Genomic DNA, 18,935 nt, shown 5'->3' on the forward strand with positions numbered 1-18,935 from the left:
TTACGCGAACCACGGGCCGACGTCGAACGCGACGAACGCGCCCAGCACGAACAGCCATACGATGGTGACCGGGATCAGCACCTTCCAGCCCAGGCGCATGATCTGGTCATAGCGATAGCGCGGGAAGGTGGCACGTAGCCACAGGAAGATGAACAGGAACAGCGCCGTCTTGATCAGGAACCAGTGCAGACCGTCACCCAGCAGGGTGCCCAGCACCGGCCAGTCAAACATTGCTGCCGGCAGAATGCCCTGGAACGGCGACAGCCAGCCCCCCAGGAACAGGACGGCCGTCAGTGCGGATACCAGGATCATGTTCGCGTATTCGGCAAGGAAGAACACCGCGAATGCCATCCCGGAGTACTCCACGTGGAAGCCGGCAACAATCTCGGATTCCCCTTCGGCCACGTCGAAAGGCGCACGGTTGGTCTCGGCGACCCCGGAAATGAAGAACACGAAGAACAACGGCAGCAACGGCAGCAGGAACCAGTGGTAGATGCTGCCCGACTGGGCCTGGACGATCTCGCCGACGTTCATCGAGCCCGCCGCCATCAACACGCCCACCAGCGCGAAGCCCATCGCGATCTCGTAGGACACCAGCTGCGCGGCCGAGCGCAGCGAGCCCATCAGCGCATACTTCGAGTTGGAGGCCCAGCCGGCGATGATGATCCCGTAGGCGCCCAGCGAGGTCAGCGCCAGCAGGTAGAGCAGGCCCGCGTTCACGTCGGCCAGCGCCCCGCCCTCGAAGAACGGAATCACGGCCCAGGCCGCCAGCGCCGGGGCGATGGTCAGCACCGGGGCGCTGAGAAACAGGAAGCGATTGGCATTCGACGGGACGATCACCTCCTTCAGCAGGAGCTTGAGCCCGTCCGCGATCGGCTGCAGCCAGCCGCGCGGCCCCACGCGATTCGGCCCGACGCGCACCTGGATATAGCCGATGATCTTGCGCTCGGCAAAGGTCAGATAGGCGACCCCCAGCATCAACGGGATGATGATCAGCTGGATGGCGATCAGGATCTGCATCACCGTCGGCAGCGAATGGAACAGGTTGAGAATCCAGTCGAACATGGTTCAGTCCCTTGTCAGGCGCGTGCGAGCGTCACCGGCTCGCCCGGGGCACCAAGCGGGGCGGCGGCACCACCGGTGAGGGTGATGGCCAGGCCCGGCGGTACGGAATCGTCAAGCACAAGCGTCAGTTCGGCCTCGGCCCGGCCCTGCTGCACGCGGACGCGACTGCCGTCGGGGATCCCGCCGGCCGAGTCGGGGTGAACCTGCACCGCGTTCGCGAGCTGACCTTCGGGGCTGCGCTGCAGCGGTTCGGCGCGACGCACGAGCGCATCGCCGGCGTACAGCGAACGCGAGGCCATGCGCCGCAAGCCCCGTTTGCCCGGATCAGCGATTTCCGGCTCCTCGACGTGCACCCGGTTCAGGTTGACCGTGTTGTCGAAGCTGACCTCCGCGAGCAGGCCCTTCAGCTCGTCGCGCACCGCGGGCGAATCGAGGTAATCGAAGCCCTTCTGCCCGAACAGGTTGCCCAGGACGCGCCAGACCTTCCAGCCGGGACGGGCCTCGCCCGGGGCGCGGCTCGCCGCGCGGAAGCTCTGCCAGCGTCCTTCCGCATTCACGAAGGTCCCGGAAGATTCGAAGCTGGTCGCGACCGGCAGCAGAACATCGGCCGATGCCTGCAATTCGGGGTCGGCAAACGCGGTCAGTGCGACCACGAAACCCGCGTCGCGCAGTGCCTGCTGGAAAGCGACCGGATCATGCCCGTCACGGCCGGGTTCGAGCCCGGCAACGACGAACGCGTCGCGGCCTTCGGTCAGCATCTGCGGCGCCGGGCATCCGCCGACCTCCGGCTCCTGACCGGCCACGCCGCGATGCGGCAGCACCCCGGCCAGCCAGGCACCGGCAGCATTCGCGCCCTCGGACATGTACCCGAGACGGGCGCCGGTATGGCGGGCGATCCAGCCGGCCAGGGCCCGCAGGGTCGCAAACGCCGGGCTGGCCATCGCGTCGGCACCCAGCAGCACGTGGCCCTGTTCGCCGTCCAGCAGCGAGCGCGCCGCCCGCTCGAACGCTTCGCGGGTGTCCGGATCGTCGCTCTCGGCGGCCTTCACAATCTTCTCGAGGCGCGGGGGCAGGCCCTCGCCGGCGGCCGCGATCCGGCCGGCGATCCCGGCCAGGGCCATGACCTGGTCGTGTTCGTTGCCGACCAGCTGGGCCGCCACCGGGTAGGTCAGGTCCAGCAGCTGGTTATGCACCAGCGTGACCCGGGCATCGTTGTTGAGCGCCGCCTTGCGCAGGCGATGCGCCAGCAGCGGCTGCTCGCGCCGCGGATTGGTGCCGACCAGCAGGATCGCATCAGCGCGGTCCAGCTCGGCGATCGGGCTGCCCAGCCAGGGGAACAGGGGCGCGGCGTCATCGTCGCGGAAATCCTGCTGGCTCATGCGGTGGTCGATGTCACGCACGCCCAGCCCGCGCAGCAGTTTCTGGCCGAGGTAGTGTTCCTCCAGCGACAGCGACGGGGAAAACAGCCCGCCGATCCGCTCCGGGGCCGCCTTGCGCAGGCCTTCAACCGCATGCTGCAGGGCGGTCTCCCAGTCCACGTCCTGCCACTGCCCGTCGCGCTTGATGCGCGGAGTGGTCACGCGGTCCTCGGCATACAGCCCCGCGTAGGAGAAACGATCCCGGTCCGAGATCCAGGTCTCGTTGACCGCTTCGTTGTCGCGCGGGACCACCCGCATCACGCGCCCGTCATAGGTATGGGCGGCAATGTTGGAACCCACCGCGTCGTGCGGGGCGATACTCGGGGCCTGGGCGTATTCCCAGGCGCGTGCGCCGTAGCGCGACGGCTTGGCGGTGAGCGCGCCCACCGGACACAGATCGATCACGTTCCCGGAGAGCTCGTGCGCGACGGTCTTCTCGACATAGGTGCCGATCCGCATGTCTTCGCCACGCCCGGTCGCACCCAGTTCGCGCACGCCCGCGATCTCCTCGCCAAAGCGCACGCAGCGGGTGCAGTGGATGCAGCGGGTCATCTCGGTCTCGATCAGCGGACCGATATCCTTGTCGTGCACGACCCGCTTGGCTTCGGTGTATTGCGAAACGGACTCGCCATACCCCATGGCCACGTCCTGCAGTTCACACTCGCCGCCCTGATCACAGATCGGACAATCCAGCGGGTGATTGATCAGCAGGAATTCCATCGTGCCCTTCTGCGCGGAATTCGCGAGGGGCGACTGCGTGTACACCTTCATGCCGTCCATCACCGGCGTGGCACAGGCCGGCAGCGGCTTGGGCGCTCGCTCGACCTCCACCAGGCACATCCGGCAATTGGCGGCCACGGACAGTTTCTTGTGATAGCAGAAGCGCGGAATCCGGATATCGGCCTCGTCCGCAACCTCGATGAGCATGGTGCCCTTGGGCGCCTGCAAGGTCTGCCCGTCGATCTCGACGGTGACCAGATCCTGTGGCTGATCCTGACTCATGTTCGATTCCTGCTGCGTGTGCGCGACGGGGCGATCAGGCGGCGCTGGCCACCGGGCTCCGGCCGTGCTGGATGTAGTGTTCGAATTCGTGACGGAAATGCTTCACGAAACTGCGCACCGGCATCGCGGCGGCATCCCCAAGGGCGCAGATGGTGTGCCCTTCGATCTTGCTCGCGACGTCGTCCAGGCGTTCCAGGTCCTCGGGACGACCCTTCCCTTCGACGATGCGGGTCAGCATGCGGTACAGCCAGCCGGTGCCTTCGCGGCACGGCGTGCACTGACCGCAGGATTCGGAATAGTAGAAGCGCGCGATGGTCTGCAGCGCCTTCACCATGTCGGTGGTCTCGTCCATCACGATCACCGCACCGGAGCCGAGCATGGATCCGGCCTGGGTAATGGAGTCGTAGTCCATGTTGGTCTGCAGCATCGTGTCGCCCGGCACGACCGGCACGGACGAGCCGCCCGGGATCACCGCCTTGAGCTGGCGGCCATCGAGCACGCCACCGGCCATCTCCAGCAGCTCGCGAAACGGCATGCCCAGGGGCACTTCGAAGTTGCCGGGTTTGTTGACGTGTCCGGACACCGAGAACAGTTTCTCGCCGCCCGATTTGGGCACGCCCAGGTCCGCGAACCACTGGCCGCCGTTGCGGATGATCGACGGGATGGAAGCCAGCGACTCGGTGTTGTTGACTGTCGTCGGCTTCCCGTAGACGCCGAAGTTCGCCGGGAATGGCGGTTTGAAGCGCGGCTGCCCCTTCTTGCCCTCGAGCGACTCCAGCAGCGCGGTTTCCTCGCCGCAGATATAGGCGCCCGCGCCCAGCGTCGGATACAGATCGAAGTCCACACCCGAGCCAAGGATGTCACGCCCGAGGTAGCCGGCCTCGTAGGCCTCCTTCAGGGCGGCCTCGAAGCGCGTATTGACCTCGTCCATGAACTCGCCGCGCATGTAGTTGTATCCCACGGTTGCGCCGATCGCGTAACCGGCGATCGCCATTCCTTCGATCAGCGCATGCGGGTTGTACATCAGGATCTCGCGATCCTTGCAGGTACCGGGCTCGGATTCGTCCGAGTTGCAGACAATGTATTTCTGGCCCGGGGAATTGCGCGGCATGAACGACCATTTCATCCCGGTCGGGAACCCCGCGCCACCGCGGCCGCGGAGGTTGGAGGTCTTGACCTCCTCGATCACGTCTTCCGCGGCCATCTTGCCGCCGAACACCTTTTCCAGCGCCTGGTAGCCACCGACGCTGCGATAGGTCTCGAGCGACGACGGGTTGTCCAGGTAGCGGGTCGCAAAACAGATCTGGTTGGCCATCGCTTCAGGACTCCAGGCCGTCGAGAATCTCGTCCACGCGCTCCGGCGTCAGATTCTCGTAATAGACATGGTTCACCTGCATCATCGGCGCCCCGCAACACGCGGCGAGGCATTCTTCTTCCTTCTTCAGGTAGAACTTCCCGTCGGACGTGGTTTCGCCCAGGGTGATGCCGAGCCGGTTCTCCAGATGTTCGATAATCCCGGCCGAGCCGCGCAGACTGCAGGAGATGTTGTTGCACACCGCAATGGTGTGCTTGCCCACCGGCTCGAGTTCGAACATCGAATAGAACGAACCCACCTCGTAGACGGCGATGGCCGGCAGCCCGAGGTAGTCGGCAACCGCGTCCATCTTGGCGGTGGAGACATAGCCGTCCTCGTGCTGGACCACCCGCAGTGCGGCGAGTACCGCCGAGCGCTTCTGGTCCTCGGGATAGCGGGCCAGCCAGTGATCGATCTCTTCGCGCTCGTGGTCGCTCAGGTCGACCTTGTGCGCGGCCGGCTTGTGAAAGGCAACGGGTTTGGGTTCGGCAGCCATCAGCGATCAATCTCCCCGAAGACAATATCCTGGGTTCCGATAATGGCCACGACGTCGGCCAGCATGTGGCCGCGCGCCATCTCGTCCAGGGCGGAAAGGTGGACAAAGCCCGGCGGGCGCACCTTGAGGCGATACGGTTTGTTGGCGCCATCCGACACCAGATAGCAGCCGAATTCGCCCTTGGGATGCTCGATGCCGGCGTAGGCTTCGCCCTCCGGCAGGCACATCCCTTCGGTAAACAGCTTGAAGTGATGGATCAGCGATTCCATGTCCGCCTTCATCTCTTCGCGCTTGGGCGGCGTGATCTTGTGATCCTCCAGCAGCACCGGACCGGGATTCCTGCGCAACCAGTCGACGCACTGCCGAATGATGCGGTTGGACTGGCGCATTTCTTCCATGCGTACCAGGTAACGGTCATAGCAGTCGCCGTTGACGCCGATCGGGATATCGAAATCCAGCTGGTCATAGACCTCGTAGGGCTGCTTCTTGCGCAGATCCCATTCCACCCCGGATCCGCGCAGCATCGGCCCGGTGAATCCGAGCTGCTTCGCCCGGTCGGCATCCACCACGCCGATACCGACCGTACGCTGTTTCCAGATACGGTTGTCGGTCAGCAGGGTCTCGTATTCGTCCACGCACCCGGGGAACCGTTCGGTGAACGACTCGATGAAGTCCAGCAGCGAGCCCTGCCGATTGGCATTCAGCTCGTCGACCGTTTCCTGCGACTTCCAGGCCGAGGGCTGGTATTTCGGCATAGTGCCGGGCAGGTCGCGGGCAACCCCGCCGGGCCGATAGTAAGTGGCGTGCATGCGCGCGCCGGAGACCGCCTCGTAGCAGTCCATCAGGTCCTCGCGCTCGCGGAACGCGTACAGGAACACCGTCATCGCGCCAATGTCCAGGGCGTGCGCACCCAGCCACATCAGGTGATTCAGGATGCGGGTGATCTCGTCGAACATCACCCGGATGTACTGCGCCCGCAGCGGCGCCTCGATCCCGAGCAGACGCTCCATGGCGAGCACGTAACCGTGCTCGTTGCACATCATGGATACGTAGTCGAGACGATCCATGTAGCCGATCGACTGGTTGTACGGCTTGCTTTCGGCCAGCTTCTCGGTGCCGCGGTGCAGCAGACCGATATGCGGATCGGCGCGCTGCACCACCTCGCCGTCCATCTCCAGGACCAGCCGCAGCACCCCGTGCGCGGACGGATGCTGGGGGCCGAAGTTCAGGGTGAAATTGCGAATCTCAGGCATGATCGGCTCCTTCCGCCGGCGCGTCGCCATCGGTGTAGCGATGGTCGTCGCGGATCACCTTCGGCACCAGCACGCGCGGCTCGATGGTCACCGGCTGGTACACCACGCGAGCCTGCTCGGTGTCGTAGCGCATCTCTACGTGCCCGATCAGCGGGAAGTCCTTGCGGAACGGATGGCCGACAAAACCGTAGTCGGTCAGGATACGACGCAGGTCCGGATGCCCCGAGAACAGGATCCCGAACAGATCGAAGGCCTCGCGTTCGAACCAGTTGGCCGACGCCCAGACATCCACCAGCGACTCCAGCTCCGGGAATTCGTCATCCGGCAGCCAGGCACGCATGCGCAGGCGACGATTGTTCTGCACCGACAGCAGGTGCACCACCACGGCGAAACGCGGCCCGTCCCAGCGCGACTCACCGGGCGCATCATCGAACGTGAACCGGCCGGAGGTGGCGGGCTGGACGCCACGACTGAAGCCCTCACTGGAGGCATCATCGGTGGCCCATTCGGTCTGGCCGTACTCGAGATAGTCCACGCCGCACAGGTCGATCAGGATGTCGAATCCGAAATCCTCGTCGTCGCGCAGGGTCTCGGCGATCTCGCGCCAGGCGTCCACCGGTACTTCAATGGTTGCCTCGCCGTTGACCACCCGCACTCCGTCCAGGCGTTCGCCCAGCTTCGCGCGCAGTACGTCAATCCAGGTCTGTTGTTCAGCCATCTGCCACCCCGGGTCGCTCAGCGCGCGATCGTGTTCGTGCGCCGGATCTTGTTCTGAAGCTGAATGATGCCGTAAAGCAGTGCCTCGGCCGTCGGCGGACAGCCGGGCACGTAGATATCCACCGGCACGATGCGGTCGCAACCCCGAACCACGGCATACGAATAGTGGTAGTAGCCACCGCCGTTGGCACAGGAGCCCATGGAGATCACCCAGCGCGGTTCGGACATCTGGTCGTACACCTTGCGCAGCGCCGGTGCCATCTTGTTGACCAGCGTCCCCGCCACGATCATCACGTCGGACTGGCGCGGACTCGGGCGGAACACCACCCCGAACCGGTCCATGTCGTAGCGCGCGGCACCCGTGTGCATCATCTCCACCGCACAGCAGGCCAGGCCGAAGGTCATCGGCCACAGGGAGCCGGTGCGGGCCCAGTTGATGAGCTTGTCAGCCGAGGTGGTGACGTAGCCCTTTTCCAGAACGCCTTCTATTCCCATTCCAGCGCCCCCTTCTTCCATTCGTAGACAAAGCCGACTACCAGAATCAGCAGAAACAGCGCCATCGCAAGAAGCCCGAACAGGCCTACGGCATCGAGGGAGACGGCCCAGGGAAACAGAAAGGCGATCTCGAGATCGAAGATGATGAAAAGGATGGCGACCAGATAGAACCGAACGTCGAACTTGAGGCGCGAATCCTCGAACGCCTCGAAGCCGCATTCATACGGCGAATCCTTGGCGGCATCCGCCTTGCGGGGCCCCACGGCCATGCCGATCACCAGCGGCACGATGCCGATCACGATGCCTACTGCAATGAACAGCAGGATGGGCAGATATCCTTCCAGCATGTCTCTCTCCCGTACGCCGCCTCGGGCGGGCAGGTCCACGGGTCGGCCGAACAGGAGGGCCGGACCATGGGCGGTTCAGCGTTGCTGGGTGAATGCGCCGGGGCCGCGGCCCTCGGGCGATCGGGCCGGTGCGCTCACCGGTGAGGCAGTCTAGGTGAAGCCGGAAAACGGTGTCAAGCTCACATAAAACGCCAAGTTATTGTTTATAAAGGCTTTACAATAAAAAGGTTCCGCCCGGACCTCCGGACGGAACCTTCATTGAAAAATGGTGCAGATGGTGGGACTCGAACCCACACGGCTTGCGCCACTACCCCCTCAAGATAGCGTGTCTACCAATTCCACCACATCTGCGTATTCCTGACTGAAGCCCTATTGTGGCACGTCCTGCGGCCGCGAGGGCGGATCCTCCGGCTCGTCGGCAGGGGAATCGCCCGGCGCCATGCCCGGGACATCCCCGATCGGGATATCGTCCTCGACCGCCTCTTCGGGCGTCGGTTCATCCATCAGGCTGCGCGCCTCGGGTTCCGAAGCAGCGATATAGGCCAGGGCCAGCCCGTTGATGAAAAACACCGCGGCCAGAAAGGCCGTGGCGCGGCTCAGGAAGTTGGCCGACCCCTGGGCACCGAACACGGTGGCCGAAGCGCCGCTGCCAAATGCGGCCCCGGCATCCGCGCCCTTGCCGTGCTGCATCAGCACCAGCGCGATGATGGAGATCGACACCACCACCTGAACGACCAGGAGAATCCCGTAGATCATTCGCCCGCCCCGGTCGCGGCCCGCGCAATCCCGGCGAAATTCGAGGCGTCCAGCGAGGCTCCGCCCACCAGGCCGCCATCGATGTCATCGTGGGCCAGCAGCCCGGCGGCGTTGTCGGCCTTCATCGACCCGCCATACAGTATGCGCAGGTCGGCAGCCACGCGCGGATCGCGGCCGGCCACCCGGTTACGGATGAACGCATGCACCTCGGCCGCCTGCTCCGGGGTGGCCGTCAGGCCGGTGCCGATCGCCCAGACCGGCTCGTAGGCGATCACGGCGCGGTCCAGCGTTTCGACCCCGGCGGCGTCCAGCACGGCATCGAGCTGCTCGCCCACCACCGCTTCAGTACGACCGGCTTCGCGCTCGGCCTTCTGCTCGCCCACGCACAGGATCGGGGTCACGCCGGCGGCCAGGGCCGCCTGATACTTGGCCGCGACCCAGGCGCTGTCCTCGGCCTGGCGTTCGCGACGTTCGGAGTGCCCCACGATCACGTAACGGCAGCCCACATCCTTGAGCATGGACGCGGCGACCTCGCCGGTGTATGCGCCGGAAGCCTGATCGGAGCAGTCCTGCCCCCCGACCTCAATCGGGCTGTCGGCCAGGGCCTCGACGACTTCGGGCAGGTAGACCGCAGGCGGGCACACGGCCAGCTCGACGCCGGTCAGTCCGTCCAGCTCCGAACGGAGCGCGGACAGCAGCTCGCGATTGGCGTCGCGGGAGCCGTTCATTTTCCAGTTTCCGGCGACCAGCGGCTTGCGCATGCGGTGGTTCCTCCTGCGGTGACCCGGGTTCCATGATTGAGCGGCGGGATGTTACCGGCGCGTTCCCGGCAAATCAACCGACCACCCGGGCGCCGCGTGACGCGCACCGGGTGGCGGGCGCCAGGCGACTGCGCGGATGGCGTCCGCAATCCGTTCCGCGGCGGCCTGCGTGGCGCCCGCGTCTTCCGCCTCGACCATCACGCGGATCAGGGGTTCCGTGCCCGACGGTCGCAGCAGCACACGCCCGCGGCGCCCCAGCTCCGATTCCACCTCGGCCACGGCAGCGCGTACCGGCGGCGCCTCCAGACGCTCGCCAGCCCCCGCATCCAGACGCACGTTGACGAGTGCCTGCGGGAACTGCGGGATGGCTGCGGCCAGGTCCGCCAGGGAACGCCCGGTCCGATGCATCAAATGGGCGATCTGCAACCCGGCAACGGTGCCATCGCCGGTGGTCGTATGGTCCAGACAGACGATGTGCCCGGATCCCTCCCCGCCCAGCAGCCATCGGTGGCGACGCAGCTCTTCGAGGACATAACGGTCCCCGACCCGCGCGCGTACGAAGGGGATGCCGGCTTCGGCCAGCGCGTTCTCCAGGCCGAGGTTGGTCATCTGGGTACCGACGACACCCCCGCCCAGCGTGCCCTGGCGCAGGCGTTCCAGGGCGAGGATCCCGAGGATGCGGTCCCCGTCCACGATCTGCCCCGCAGCGTCGACCAGGATCACGCGATCGCCGTCACCATCCAGGGCGATGCCCAGATCGGCGCCCGCGGCCCGCACGCGTTCGGCCAGGCGCTCGGGGTGCAGCGCCCCTACGCCCTCATTGATGTTGTAGCCATCGGGCGCGGCACCGGTCAGTTCGACCTCCGCCCCGAGCTCCTCGAACACATGCGGCGCGACGTTGTAGGTCGCCCCGTGCGCGCAGTCGAGCACGATGCGCATGCCGCGCAGTTCGGATCGCGCGGGGATGGCGCTCTTGCAGAATTCGACGTAGCGCCCGGCCGCGTCGGAGATGCGTACGGCCTTGCCCAGACGCCGGCCGTCGATGGCCTGCGCGGGTTCGTCGAGGCGTGCCTCGATCGCGGCCTCCACCGCGTCGGGCAGCTTGTCGCCCTCCGGGGTGAAAAACTTGAACCCGTTGTCATTGAACGGGTTGTGCGAGGCGCTGATCACCACCCCCGCAGTCGCACGGAAGGTCCGGGTCAGATAGGCGATGGCCGGCGTGGGCATCGGGCCCAGCAGGGCCACGTCGAGCCCGGCCGCCGACAGGCCCGCCTCCAGCGCCGATTCGAACATGTAGCCGGAGACCCGGGTATCCTTGCCGACCAGCACCGGCCCCTGGGCATGTCCGTTCTCGCCCAGGATCTCCCCCACGGCATAGCCCAGGCGCAGGGCAAACTCCGGCGTCATCGGCCATTCGCCGGTTCGCCCGCGGATGCCGTCGGTCCCGAAATAACGTCCCATGCGGTTCCTCCCTAAGACATGACCCCGCCAGTATCGCGGGGATCCAGCGCGGAGTATATCGCGAGGGCGTCCGCCGTGGCCGCGACGTCGTGCACACGCAGGATGCGTGCCCCCTGCTGCGCGGCGAGCAGCGCCGCGGCCACGCTCCCGCTGCCACGTTCCGTCACCGGGCGCTGTCCCAGCAGGGCCCCGATCATCGACTTGCGCGAGACCCCGACCAGCACCGGCCGACCATCACCGACCAGGTCCGGGAGGTGGCGGAACAGCTCGAGATTGTGTTCCAGCGTCTTTCCGAAACCGAAGCCCGGATCCACCACCAGGCGGTCCGGCGGTACCCCCGCGTCCTGCAGTGCACTGCAGCGTGCGTCGAGGAACGCCCGCACCTCGGCGGTGACGTCCTCGTAGTGCGGTGCATGCTGCATCGACTGCGGCTCACCCTGCATGTGCATCACGCACAGGGCCACGCCGCGCTCCCGGGCGGCCACCACCGCCTCCTGCTCGGCGCCCGGACGGCGGAAGGCATTCACGTCGTTGAGCATGGCCGCACCCGCGGCCACCGCGTCGCGCATGATCTCCGGCTTCATGGTATCGACCGAGACCGGCAGGGAAACCTCCGCCCCCAGCGCCTCCAGCACTGGCAGCACGCGGCGCCGTTCTTCCGCCAGCGAAACCGGTTCGGCCCCCGGGCGGGTGGATTCCCCGCCAACGTCGATCAGATCCGCGCCCTCGTCCTGCATCTGCCGAGCACGGGCGACCGCCCGATCCACGCGGTCATGGGCGCCACCGTCCGAGAAGGAATCCGGCGTCACGTTGAGGATGCCCATCACCCGCGGGCGATCGAGAGGCAGCGGACCGGCCGGTCCCTGCAGCAGCACGGGGCTTGCATTTGTAGCGGTCATCAGTCGTCCCTGGAATGGCGGAAGACACCAACAGAAAGGCCGCCGCGACGGGGTCACGGCGGCCAGGGTGCTCAACGGTCATGCCCGCCGCCACGCGACGACGGGCCCTCGGGCGGGTCAGGACTGAGGTGCCGGCCCTCCGACCACGCCGCGGTCGCTGTCCCGCGAGTCGTCGGCGCCTTCCTCACCCTCGCCGTCACCCGCCGGGCTGCCGGCATCGCCCCCGCCGGAGGAGCCGTCGTTCCAGTCGGCGGGTTCACGCGGCTCGCGACCGGCCATGATGTCCTCGATCTGCTTGTCGTCGATGGTCTCGTACTTCATCAGTGCGCCGGCCATCGCATGCAGCTTGTCGAGATTGTCGAGCAGGATCTGGCGCGCATGATCGTAATGGGTATCGATGATCTTGCGCACCTCCTCGTCGATCGCATTGGCGGTTTCGTCGGACATCTGCTTGGGCTTGCCCATCTGCGGGCCGAGGAACGACTGCTGCTCGTCCTCGCCGTAGTCCAGCGGCCCCAGCTTCTCCGACAGCCCCCACTTGGTCACCATGTTGCGGGCGATCTGCGAGGCCTTCTCGATGTCGTTGGATGCCCCCGTGGTGACCGATTTCTCGCCGAAGATGATCACCTCGGCCAGGCGTCCGCCGAACAGGCTGGCGATCTGGCTCTCCAGTTTGGTCCGCGAATGGCTGTAGCGGTCCTCCTCCGGCAGGAACATGGTCACGCCCAGCGCGCGGCCGCGCGGGATGATGCTGACCTTGTACACCGGATCGTGCTCGGGGACGGTCAGGCCCACGATCGCGTGCCCCGCCTCGTGATACGCGGTCAGCTTCTTCTCGTCCTCGGACATCACCATGGAGCGGCGTTCGGCGCCCATCATGATCTTGTCCTTGGCGCGTTCGAAGTCGCTCATGTCCACCAGGCGCTTGCCGGCACGGGCAGCAAACAGCGCCGCCTCGTTGACCAGGTTGGCCAGATCCGCACCGGAGAAGCCCGGCGTGCCACGCGCAATCTTGTGCGGGTTTACGTCGTCCGCGATCGGCGTCTTCTTCATGTGCACGTTGAGGATCTGCTCGCGACCGCGCACGTCCGGCGGCGGCACCACCACCTGACGGTCGAAGCGCCCCGGACGCAGCAGCGCCTGGTCCAGCACGTCCGGACGGTTGGTCGCGGCGATCACGATCACGCCCTCGGTGCCCTCGAAGCCGTCCATCTCGACCAGCAGCTGGTTGAGAGTCTGCTCGCGCTCGTCGTGGCCGCCGCCGCCCATGCCGCCGCCGCGCTGACGGCCCACGGCGTCCAGCTCGTCGATAAAGATGATGCACGGGGCGTTCTTCTTGGCCTCGGCGAACATGTCGCGCACGCGCGAGGCGCCCACACCCACGAACATCTCGACGAAGTCGGAGCCGGAGATGCTGTAGAACGGCACCTTGGCCTCGCCGGCGATGGCCTTCGCCAGCAGGGTCTTCCCGGTACCCGGAGAGCCCACCATCAGCACGCCGCGCGGGATCTGCCCGCCGAGCTTCTGGAACTTGCCCGGGTCCTTGAGGAAATCGACCAGCTCCACGACCTCGTCCTTGGCCTCGTCACAGCCGGCCACGTCGGAGAAGGTCACCTTCACCTGGTCCTCGGACATCAGCTTGGCCTTGGACTTGCCGAACGACATCGCGCCCTTGCCGCCGGCACCGCCGCCCTGCATCTGCCGCATGAAGTAGATCCACACGGCGATCAGCAGCAGGATCGGGAACCAGCTGATGAGGATGCTCATCAACAGGCCGCGCTCGGCCTCCTCCTCGGCGTTGATCTCCACGTTATGGTTGAGGAGATCGCCGATCAGCCCCGAATCGTTCGGGTTGACGGTGGAGAAGCGCTCCCCGTCGGCCATCTGCCCGGTGATCTTGTCACCTTCGATGGTGACGCTGTCCACGCGACCGCTCTGCACCTGCTGGATGAACTCCGAGTAGGTGATGCTGCGCGTCGCCTGCTGCTCGGGATCGGGCGCGAAATTGTTGAAGATGGACATCAGGACGACGGCAATCACCGCCCAGATGATCAGATTCTTTACCAGGCCATTCAAAACGACACCTCAAAAGCTGTGCTGGGCCGAACGCGTATCCGTGAATACTAATGGATCGTTACACATCCCGTGGGTTCCGCGCCAATACGTACACTTCGCGTGAGCGGGGCCGCGACGCCTTGGGCTTGCGCACCTTCACCTGTGCGAAACACCGGCGCAGCTCCGCAAGGTAGGCATCCGAGCCTTCCCCCTGGAACAGCTTGACCAGAAACGCGCCATTCGGTTTCAGCACGCGCAGCGCCAGATCCAGCGCCAGCTCGCACAGATGGATCGAACGCGGCTGGTCCACGGCGTCCGTACCGGTAAGATTGGGGGCCATGTCGGAAAGCACAAGATCCGCACCCTCGCCGCCCAGGGTCTCGAGGATGCGGTCCAGCACTTCGTCCTCGCGGAAATCCCCGGTCACGACCTCCGCACCGGGGACCGGGTCCATCGGCAGGATGTCGGAGGCGACCAGCACGCCCTTGCGCCCGATGCGACCGGCCGCGTACTGGGTCCAGCCCCCGGGAGCCGCCCCCAGATCCACCACGCGCATCCCGGGCCGCAGGAGACGGTCGCGCTGGTCCAGCTCTTCCAGCTTGAAGACCGCGCGACCGCGATACCCTTCCTGCTGCGCGCGCTGCACGTACGGGTCATCGAAATGCTCCTTCAGCCAGCGCTGACTGGAGCGACTGCGCTTAGGCATCACCCGTCCCCCGGTTTCGTGCCGGCGGCGGCGTGCTACACTCGTACCGTTTCAAAATGAAGCAAGCCTCCCGTGAATCTGACTGACGCGCAACGCCACCATCTGCGCAGCCTGGCCCACCCGCGCAAGCCCGTCGTGACCCTTGGCCGCCACGGCCTGTCCGAGGCCGTACTGGCCGAGCTGGAACAGGCGCTGGCCCACCACGAACTGGTCAAGGTGAAGGTCGGGATCGGCGACCGCGACACCCGCGCCGAGGTCATCCACGACATGTGCGAGCGCACCGGCGCGGAGCTGGTTCAGCGCATCGGCCACGTGGCCACCCTGTTCCGGCGCAACCCCGAAGCGCCGAAGGTCAGTCTCGACCCCGTCAGTTGACGTAGCGCACCTCGAGGATCTCGTATTCCGTCTCTCCTCCGGGCGCCTGAACGGTCACGATGTCGCCCTCTTCCTTGCCGATCAGCGCCCGGGCGATCGGCGAGGATACCGAGATCATGTTCTGCTTGATGTCGGCCTCGTCGTCGCCGACGATCTTGTAGGTGACCTCGCGCCCGTCCTCGGTCGCCTCCAGCACCACCGTGGTGCCGAACACCACCTTGCCGGTCTGCGGCAGCGCGGTCACGTCGATGATCTCCGCATTCGACAGGGTCGCCTCCAGCTCGCGGATGCGCCCCTCGATGAAGCTCTGCTGCTCGCGCGCCGCATGATACTCGGCGTTTTCCTTGAGGTCGCCGTGCTCGCGCGCCTCGGCGATCGCGTTGACCACCTTCGGCCGGTCTTCGGCCTTCAGGCGCCGCAGCTCTTCCTTCATCTTCTCGGCGCCATTCAGGGTAAGCGGTGTCTTCTTCATGAACCCAACCCTCCTGCTCGGTTCTCCTCGTGGAGCGACTGCAGCCGGAACACGTCGCTGCCCTCCAGATGGTCCAGGGCCTGGACCGTCGCCCGGGCCCCGGCGATGGTGGTGGTGTAACCCACCTTGTGCATCAGGGCCTCGCGCCGGATCGTGTAGGAGTCGGCGGTCGACTGCTTGCCCTCCACGGTATTGATGATAAAGCTGACCTCGTCGTTCTTGATCATGTCGACGATGTGCGGGCGCCCCTCGGTAACCTTGTTCACGCGGGTCACGGCGATGCCCTGCTCTTCCAGCAATCCGGCCGTGCCGCGGGTCGCCAGCACCTCGAAACCCAGCTCCACCAGCCGGCGGGCGATCCCGATGACCTCCGGCTTGTCGATGTCGCGCACCGACACGAAGGCCTTGCCGGTGGAGGGGAGCCGCACGCCCGCGCCCAGCTGACTCTTGGCGAAGGCCTCGGCGAAGCTGCGGCCCACCCCCATCACCTCGCCCGTGGACTTCATCTCCGGTCCAAGGATCGGATCCACGCCGGGGAACTTGGCGAACGGGAAAACCGCTTCCTTGACCGAGTAGTAGTCGGGGAACACCGCACCACCCACGCCCTGGTCGGCCAGCGAGGTCCCGGCCATGCAGCGCGCCGCGATCTTGGCCAGCGGCAGGCCGACGCTCTTGGACACGTAGGGCACGGTGCGCGAGGCACGTGGATTGACCTCCAGCACGTAGATGTCGTCGCCCTTGATCGCGAACTGGGTGTTCATCAGGCCGACCACGCGCAGGCCCACGGCCATCTTGCGCACCTGGTCCACCATGCGCTCCTGCAGCTCCAGCGACAGCGAGAACGGCGGCAGCGAGCAGGCGGAGTCCCCGGAATGGACACCGGCCTGCTCGATGTGTTCCATCACCCCGCCGATGAACACCTCCTGGCCGTCGCAGACGGCGTCGATGTCGACCTCGATCGCATCGTCAAGGAAACGGTCCAGCAGCACCGGCGCCTCGTTGGAGACCGAGACCGCGCTGTGCATGTAGCCACGCAGATCCTCGCGGTCGCGCACGATCTCCATCGCACGGCCTCCGAGCACGTAGGACGGGCGCACCACCAGCGGGTAACCGATCTCGTCGGCCAGCTTCTCGGCCTCTTCCTCGCTGCGCGCGGTGCGGTTCGGCGGCTGCTTGAGCCCCAGCTTGTTCAGCAGGGCCTGGAAGCGCTCGCGGTCCTCGGCCAGGTCGATCGAGTCGGGGCTGGTGCCGATGATCGGCACCCCGGCATCCTCCAGGTCCCGCGCCAGCTTCAACGGGGTCTGACCGCCGTACTGCACGATCACGCCGGCGGGCCGCTCGGTCTCCACGACCTCCAGCACATCCTCCAGCGTGAGCGGTTCGAAGTACAGCCGATCCGAGGTGTCATAGTCGGTGGAGACCGTCTCCGGGTTGCAGTTGACCATGATGGTCTCGTACTGGTCCTCGCGCATCGCGAGGGCGGCATGCACGCAGCAGTAGTCGAACTCGATCCCCTGGCCGATGCGGTTGGGCCCGCCGCCCAGGACCATGATCTTCTGCCGGTCGCTCGGCTCCGCCTCGTTCTCCTCCTCGTAGGAGGAATACATGTAGGCGGTGGTGGTGGCGAACTCGGCCGCACAGGTATCCACCCGCTTGTACACCGGGCGCACGCCAAGACGATGACGGTGCTTGCGCACGGCCTTCTCGGTCTCGTTCAGCAGCCGGGCCAGGCGCAGGTCGGAAAAACCGCGCTGCTTCAGCCGGTACATCTCCTCGGCATCGATCTCGCCGAGGATGCGGTCGCGCACCGCCTTTTCCAGATCCACCAGCTCCTGGATCTGCGCCAGGAACCAGGGGTCGATGGCGGTCAGCTCGAAGATGTCCTGCACGCTGAAGCCGTGACGGAAGGCATCCGCCACGTACAGCAGCTGGTCGGGCGTCGGGTTGGCCAGCGCGGTGCGCAGGCGCTCCACCACGTCCGGGGTGTCGAGATCGATGCGCTCGTCCAGCCCGTCCATGCCGGTCTCCATCGAGCGCAGCGCCTTCTGCAGGGATTCCTGGAAGGTCCGACCGATGGCCATGGCCTCGCCAACCGCCTTCATCTGCGTGGTCAGGCTAGCCTCGGCCTGCGGGAACTTCTCGAAGGTGAAACGCGGGATCTTGGTCACCACGTAGTCGATGGACGGCTCGAAGGAGGCCGGGGTCAGGCCGCCGGTGATCTCGTTCTTCAGCTCGTCCAGGGTATAGCCCACCGCCAGCTTGGCCGCGACCTTGGCGATCGGGAAGCCGGTCGCCTTGGAGGCCAGCGCGGAGGAACGCGACACCCGCGGGTTCATCTCGATCACGATCATGCGCCCGTTGTCAGGGTTGATCGCGAACTGCACGTTGGAGCCGCCGGTCTCCACCCCGATCTTGCGCAGAACCGCCAGCGAGGCGTCGCGCATGATCTGGTATTCCTTGTCGGTCAGGGTCTGCGCCGGGGCCACGGTGATCGAGTCCCCGGTGTGGATCCCCATCGGATCGACGTTCTCGATGGAGCAGATGATGATGGCATTGTCCGCCTGGTCGCGGACCACCTCCATCTCGAACTCCTTCCAGCCCAGCGCGGACTCCTCCAGCAGCACCTGGTTGACCGGCGAGAGGTCGAGCCCGTTCTTGACGATGTACTCGAACTCCTCGCGGTTGTAGGCGATGCCGCCGCCCGAGCCGCCAAGGGTGAACGAGGGCCGGACGATCACCGGAAAGCCGATGCGCGGCTGGATCTGCTGCGCCTCTTCCCAGGAATGCGCCAGCTCCGCGGTGGGGGTATCCAGACCGATATCGGCCATCGCCGCCTTGAAATGGTCGCGGTCCTCGGCCATGTCGATCGCCGCCTCGTTGGCGCCGATCATCTCCACCCCGTGCTTGTCCAGCACCCCTTCGCGCGAGAGATCCAGCGCGCAGTTCAGCGCGGTCTGCCCGCCCATCGTGGGCAGCAGCGCGTCCGGCTGCTCGGCGGCGATGATCTTCTCCACCGTCTTCCACTCCACCGGCTCGATGTAGACCGCATCGGCCATCTCCGGGTCGGTCATGATGGTCGCCGGGTTGGAGTTCACCAGGATCACCCGGTAGCCCTCCTCGCGCAGGGCCTTGCAGGCCTGGGCGCCGGAGTAATCGAACTCGCAGGCCTGGCCGATCACGATCGGGCCGGCCCCGAGGATCAGGACGCTCTGGATATCGGTACGCTTGGGCATGAGGCCGCTCTCGCTGGCTGTCGGGTCAGGATTCGGGTTCGGCGGACGGCACGCGGGCGCGCCGCCGGGG

General features: G+C 66.2%; 17 protein-coding genes and 1 tRNA gene. 1 reads left to right on the forward strand and 17 read right to left on the reverse strand.

The genetic code is table 11. From position 1 onward, the window contains the following. From nuoH to rlmE, 15 genes are all read right to left on the reverse strand, one after another. The gene (nuoH, locus tag F573_RS0101455) at window positions 1-1,065 is read right to left on the reverse strand and encodes an NADH-quinone oxidoreductase subunit NuoH (RefSeq protein WP_019021191.1); all 1,065 of its coding nucleotides are present in this window, start codon (window positions 1,063-1,065) and stop codon (window positions 1-3) included. Between the two features lie 14 nt (window positions 1,066-1,079). Beyond that, complete coding sequence (gene nuoG, locus F573_RS0101460; RefSeq protein WP_019021192.1) at window positions 1,080-3,485, reverse strand: NADH-quinone oxidoreductase subunit NuoG; 2,406 nt, start codon at window positions 3,483-3,485, stop codon at window positions 1,080-1,082. Window positions 3,486-3,519: 34 nt separating this feature from the next. After that, window positions 3,520-4,800 carry an NADH-quinone oxidoreductase subunit NuoF gene (nuoF, locus tag F573_RS0101465; protein ID WP_019021193.1) on the reverse strand — a complete coding sequence of 427 codons (1,281 nt, stop codon included), beginning with the start codon at window positions 4,798-4,800 and terminating at the stop codon, window positions 3,520-3,522. 4 nt (window positions 4,801-4,804) lie between these two features. Then, window positions 4,805-5,335, reverse strand: coding sequence for an NAD(P)H-dependent oxidoreductase subunit E (nuoE, locus tag F573_RS0101470; RefSeq protein WP_019021194.1), 531 nt, complete (start codon window positions 5,333-5,335; stop codon window positions 4,805-4,807). Then, entirely contained in the window at window positions 5,335-6,588 is a 1,254-nt protein-coding gene (locus tag F573_RS0101475; RefSeq protein ID WP_019021195.1) for an NADH-quinone oxidoreductase subunit D, read from the reverse strand. The genes nuoE and F573_RS0101475 overlap by 1 nt, the downstream gene beginning before the upstream one ends. After that, the gene (locus tag F573_RS0101480) at window positions 6,581-7,306 is read right to left on the reverse strand and encodes an NADH-quinone oxidoreductase subunit C (RefSeq protein WP_019021196.1); all 726 of its coding nucleotides are present in this window, start codon (window positions 7,304-7,306) and stop codon (window positions 6,581-6,583) included. The genes F573_RS0101475 and F573_RS0101480 overlap by 8 nt, the downstream gene beginning before the upstream one ends. A gap of 17 nt (window positions 7,307-7,323) precedes the next feature. Continuing rightward, window positions 7,324-7,800: an NADH-quinone oxidoreductase subunit B family protein gene (locus tag F573_RS0101485; RefSeq protein ID WP_018869962.1), complete on the reverse strand. Its 477-nt coding sequence runs from the start codon at window positions 7,798-7,800 to the stop codon at window positions 7,324-7,326. Beyond that, the gene (locus F573_RS0101490) at window positions 7,791-8,147 is read right to left on the reverse strand and encodes an NADH-quinone oxidoreductase subunit A (protein WP_018869963.1); all 357 of its coding nucleotides are present in this window, start codon (window positions 8,145-8,147) and stop codon (window positions 7,791-7,793) included. The genes F573_RS0101485 and F573_RS0101490 overlap by 10 nt, the downstream gene beginning before the upstream one ends. A 266-nt stretch (window positions 8,148-8,413) precedes the next feature. Then, window positions 8,414-8,498, reverse strand: a tRNA-Leu gene (locus F573_RS0101495). Window positions 8,499-8,516: 18 nt separating this feature from the next. After that, window positions 8,517-8,903: a preprotein translocase subunit SecG gene (secG, locus tag F573_RS0101500; protein WP_018869964.1), complete on the reverse strand. Its 387-nt coding sequence runs from the start codon at window positions 8,901-8,903 to the stop codon at window positions 8,517-8,519. Then, complete coding sequence (tpiA, locus tag F573_RS0101505; protein ID WP_019021197.1) at window positions 8,900-9,664, reverse strand: triose-phosphate isomerase; 765 nt, start codon at window positions 9,662-9,664, stop codon at window positions 8,900-8,902. The genes secG and tpiA overlap by 4 nt, the downstream gene beginning before the upstream one ends. A gap of 51 nt (window positions 9,665-9,715) precedes the next feature. Further along, window positions 9,716-11,125, reverse strand: coding sequence for a phosphoglucosamine mutase (glmM, locus tag F573_RS0101510; protein WP_019021198.1), 1,410 nt, complete (start codon window positions 11,123-11,125; stop codon window positions 9,716-9,718). Window positions 11,126-11,136: 11 nt separating this feature from the next. Continuing rightward, window positions 11,137-12,024: a dihydropteroate synthase gene (gene folP / locus F573_RS0101515; protein ID WP_051075345.1), complete on the reverse strand. Its 888-nt coding sequence runs from the start codon at window positions 12,022-12,024 to the stop codon at window positions 11,137-11,139. Between the two features lie 117 nt (window positions 12,025-12,141). Then, window positions 12,142-14,100 (reverse strand): ATP-dependent zinc metalloprotease FtsH, encoded by a 1,959-nt coding sequence (gene ftsH / locus F573_RS0101520; protein ID WP_019021200.1) that lies wholly within the window; start codon window positions 14,098-14,100, stop codon window positions 12,142-12,144. Between the two features lie 58 nt (window positions 14,101-14,158). After that, window positions 14,159-14,785 carry a 23S rRNA (uridine(2552)-2'-O)-methyltransferase RlmE gene (gene rlmE, locus F573_RS0101525; RefSeq protein WP_018869969.1) on the reverse strand — a complete coding sequence of 209 codons (627 nt, stop codon included), beginning with the start codon at window positions 14,783-14,785 and terminating at the stop codon, window positions 14,159-14,161. Between the two features lie 72 nt (window positions 14,786-14,857). On the opposite strand from rlmE, the gene yhbY reads away from it, so the two are divergent. Beyond that, a complete protein-coding gene (gene yhbY, locus F573_RS0101530) occupies window positions 14,858-15,160 on the forward strand; it encodes a ribosome assembly RNA-binding protein YhbY (protein WP_019021201.1) in 303 nt (100 codons plus the stop codon). On the opposite strand, the gene greA is transcribed toward yhbY, so the two are convergent. Together greA and carB are read right to left on the reverse strand one after the other, a co-directional pair. After that, the gene (gene greA / locus F573_RS0101535) at window positions 15,153-15,632 is read right to left on the reverse strand and encodes a transcription elongation factor GreA (protein WP_018869971.1); all 480 of its coding nucleotides are present in this window, start codon (window positions 15,630-15,632) and stop codon (window positions 15,153-15,155) included. The genes yhbY and greA overlap by 8 nt on opposite strands. Next, on the reverse strand, window positions 15,629-18,865 hold the full coding sequence (carB, locus tag F573_RS0101540) for a carbamoyl-phosphate synthase large subunit (protein ID WP_018869972.1): 3,237 nt from the start codon (window positions 18,863-18,865) through the stop codon (window positions 15,629-15,631). Before carB ends, greA begins: the two co-directional genes overlap by 4 nt. Window positions 18,866-18,935 lie beyond the last annotated feature (70 nt).

This window comes from Thioalkalivibrio sp. ALE23 (assembly GCF_000378545.1).
In the GTDB taxonomy this organism is placed as follows: domain Bacteria; phylum Pseudomonadota; class Gammaproteobacteria; order Ectothiorhodospirales; family Ectothiorhodospiraceae; genus Thioalkalivibrio.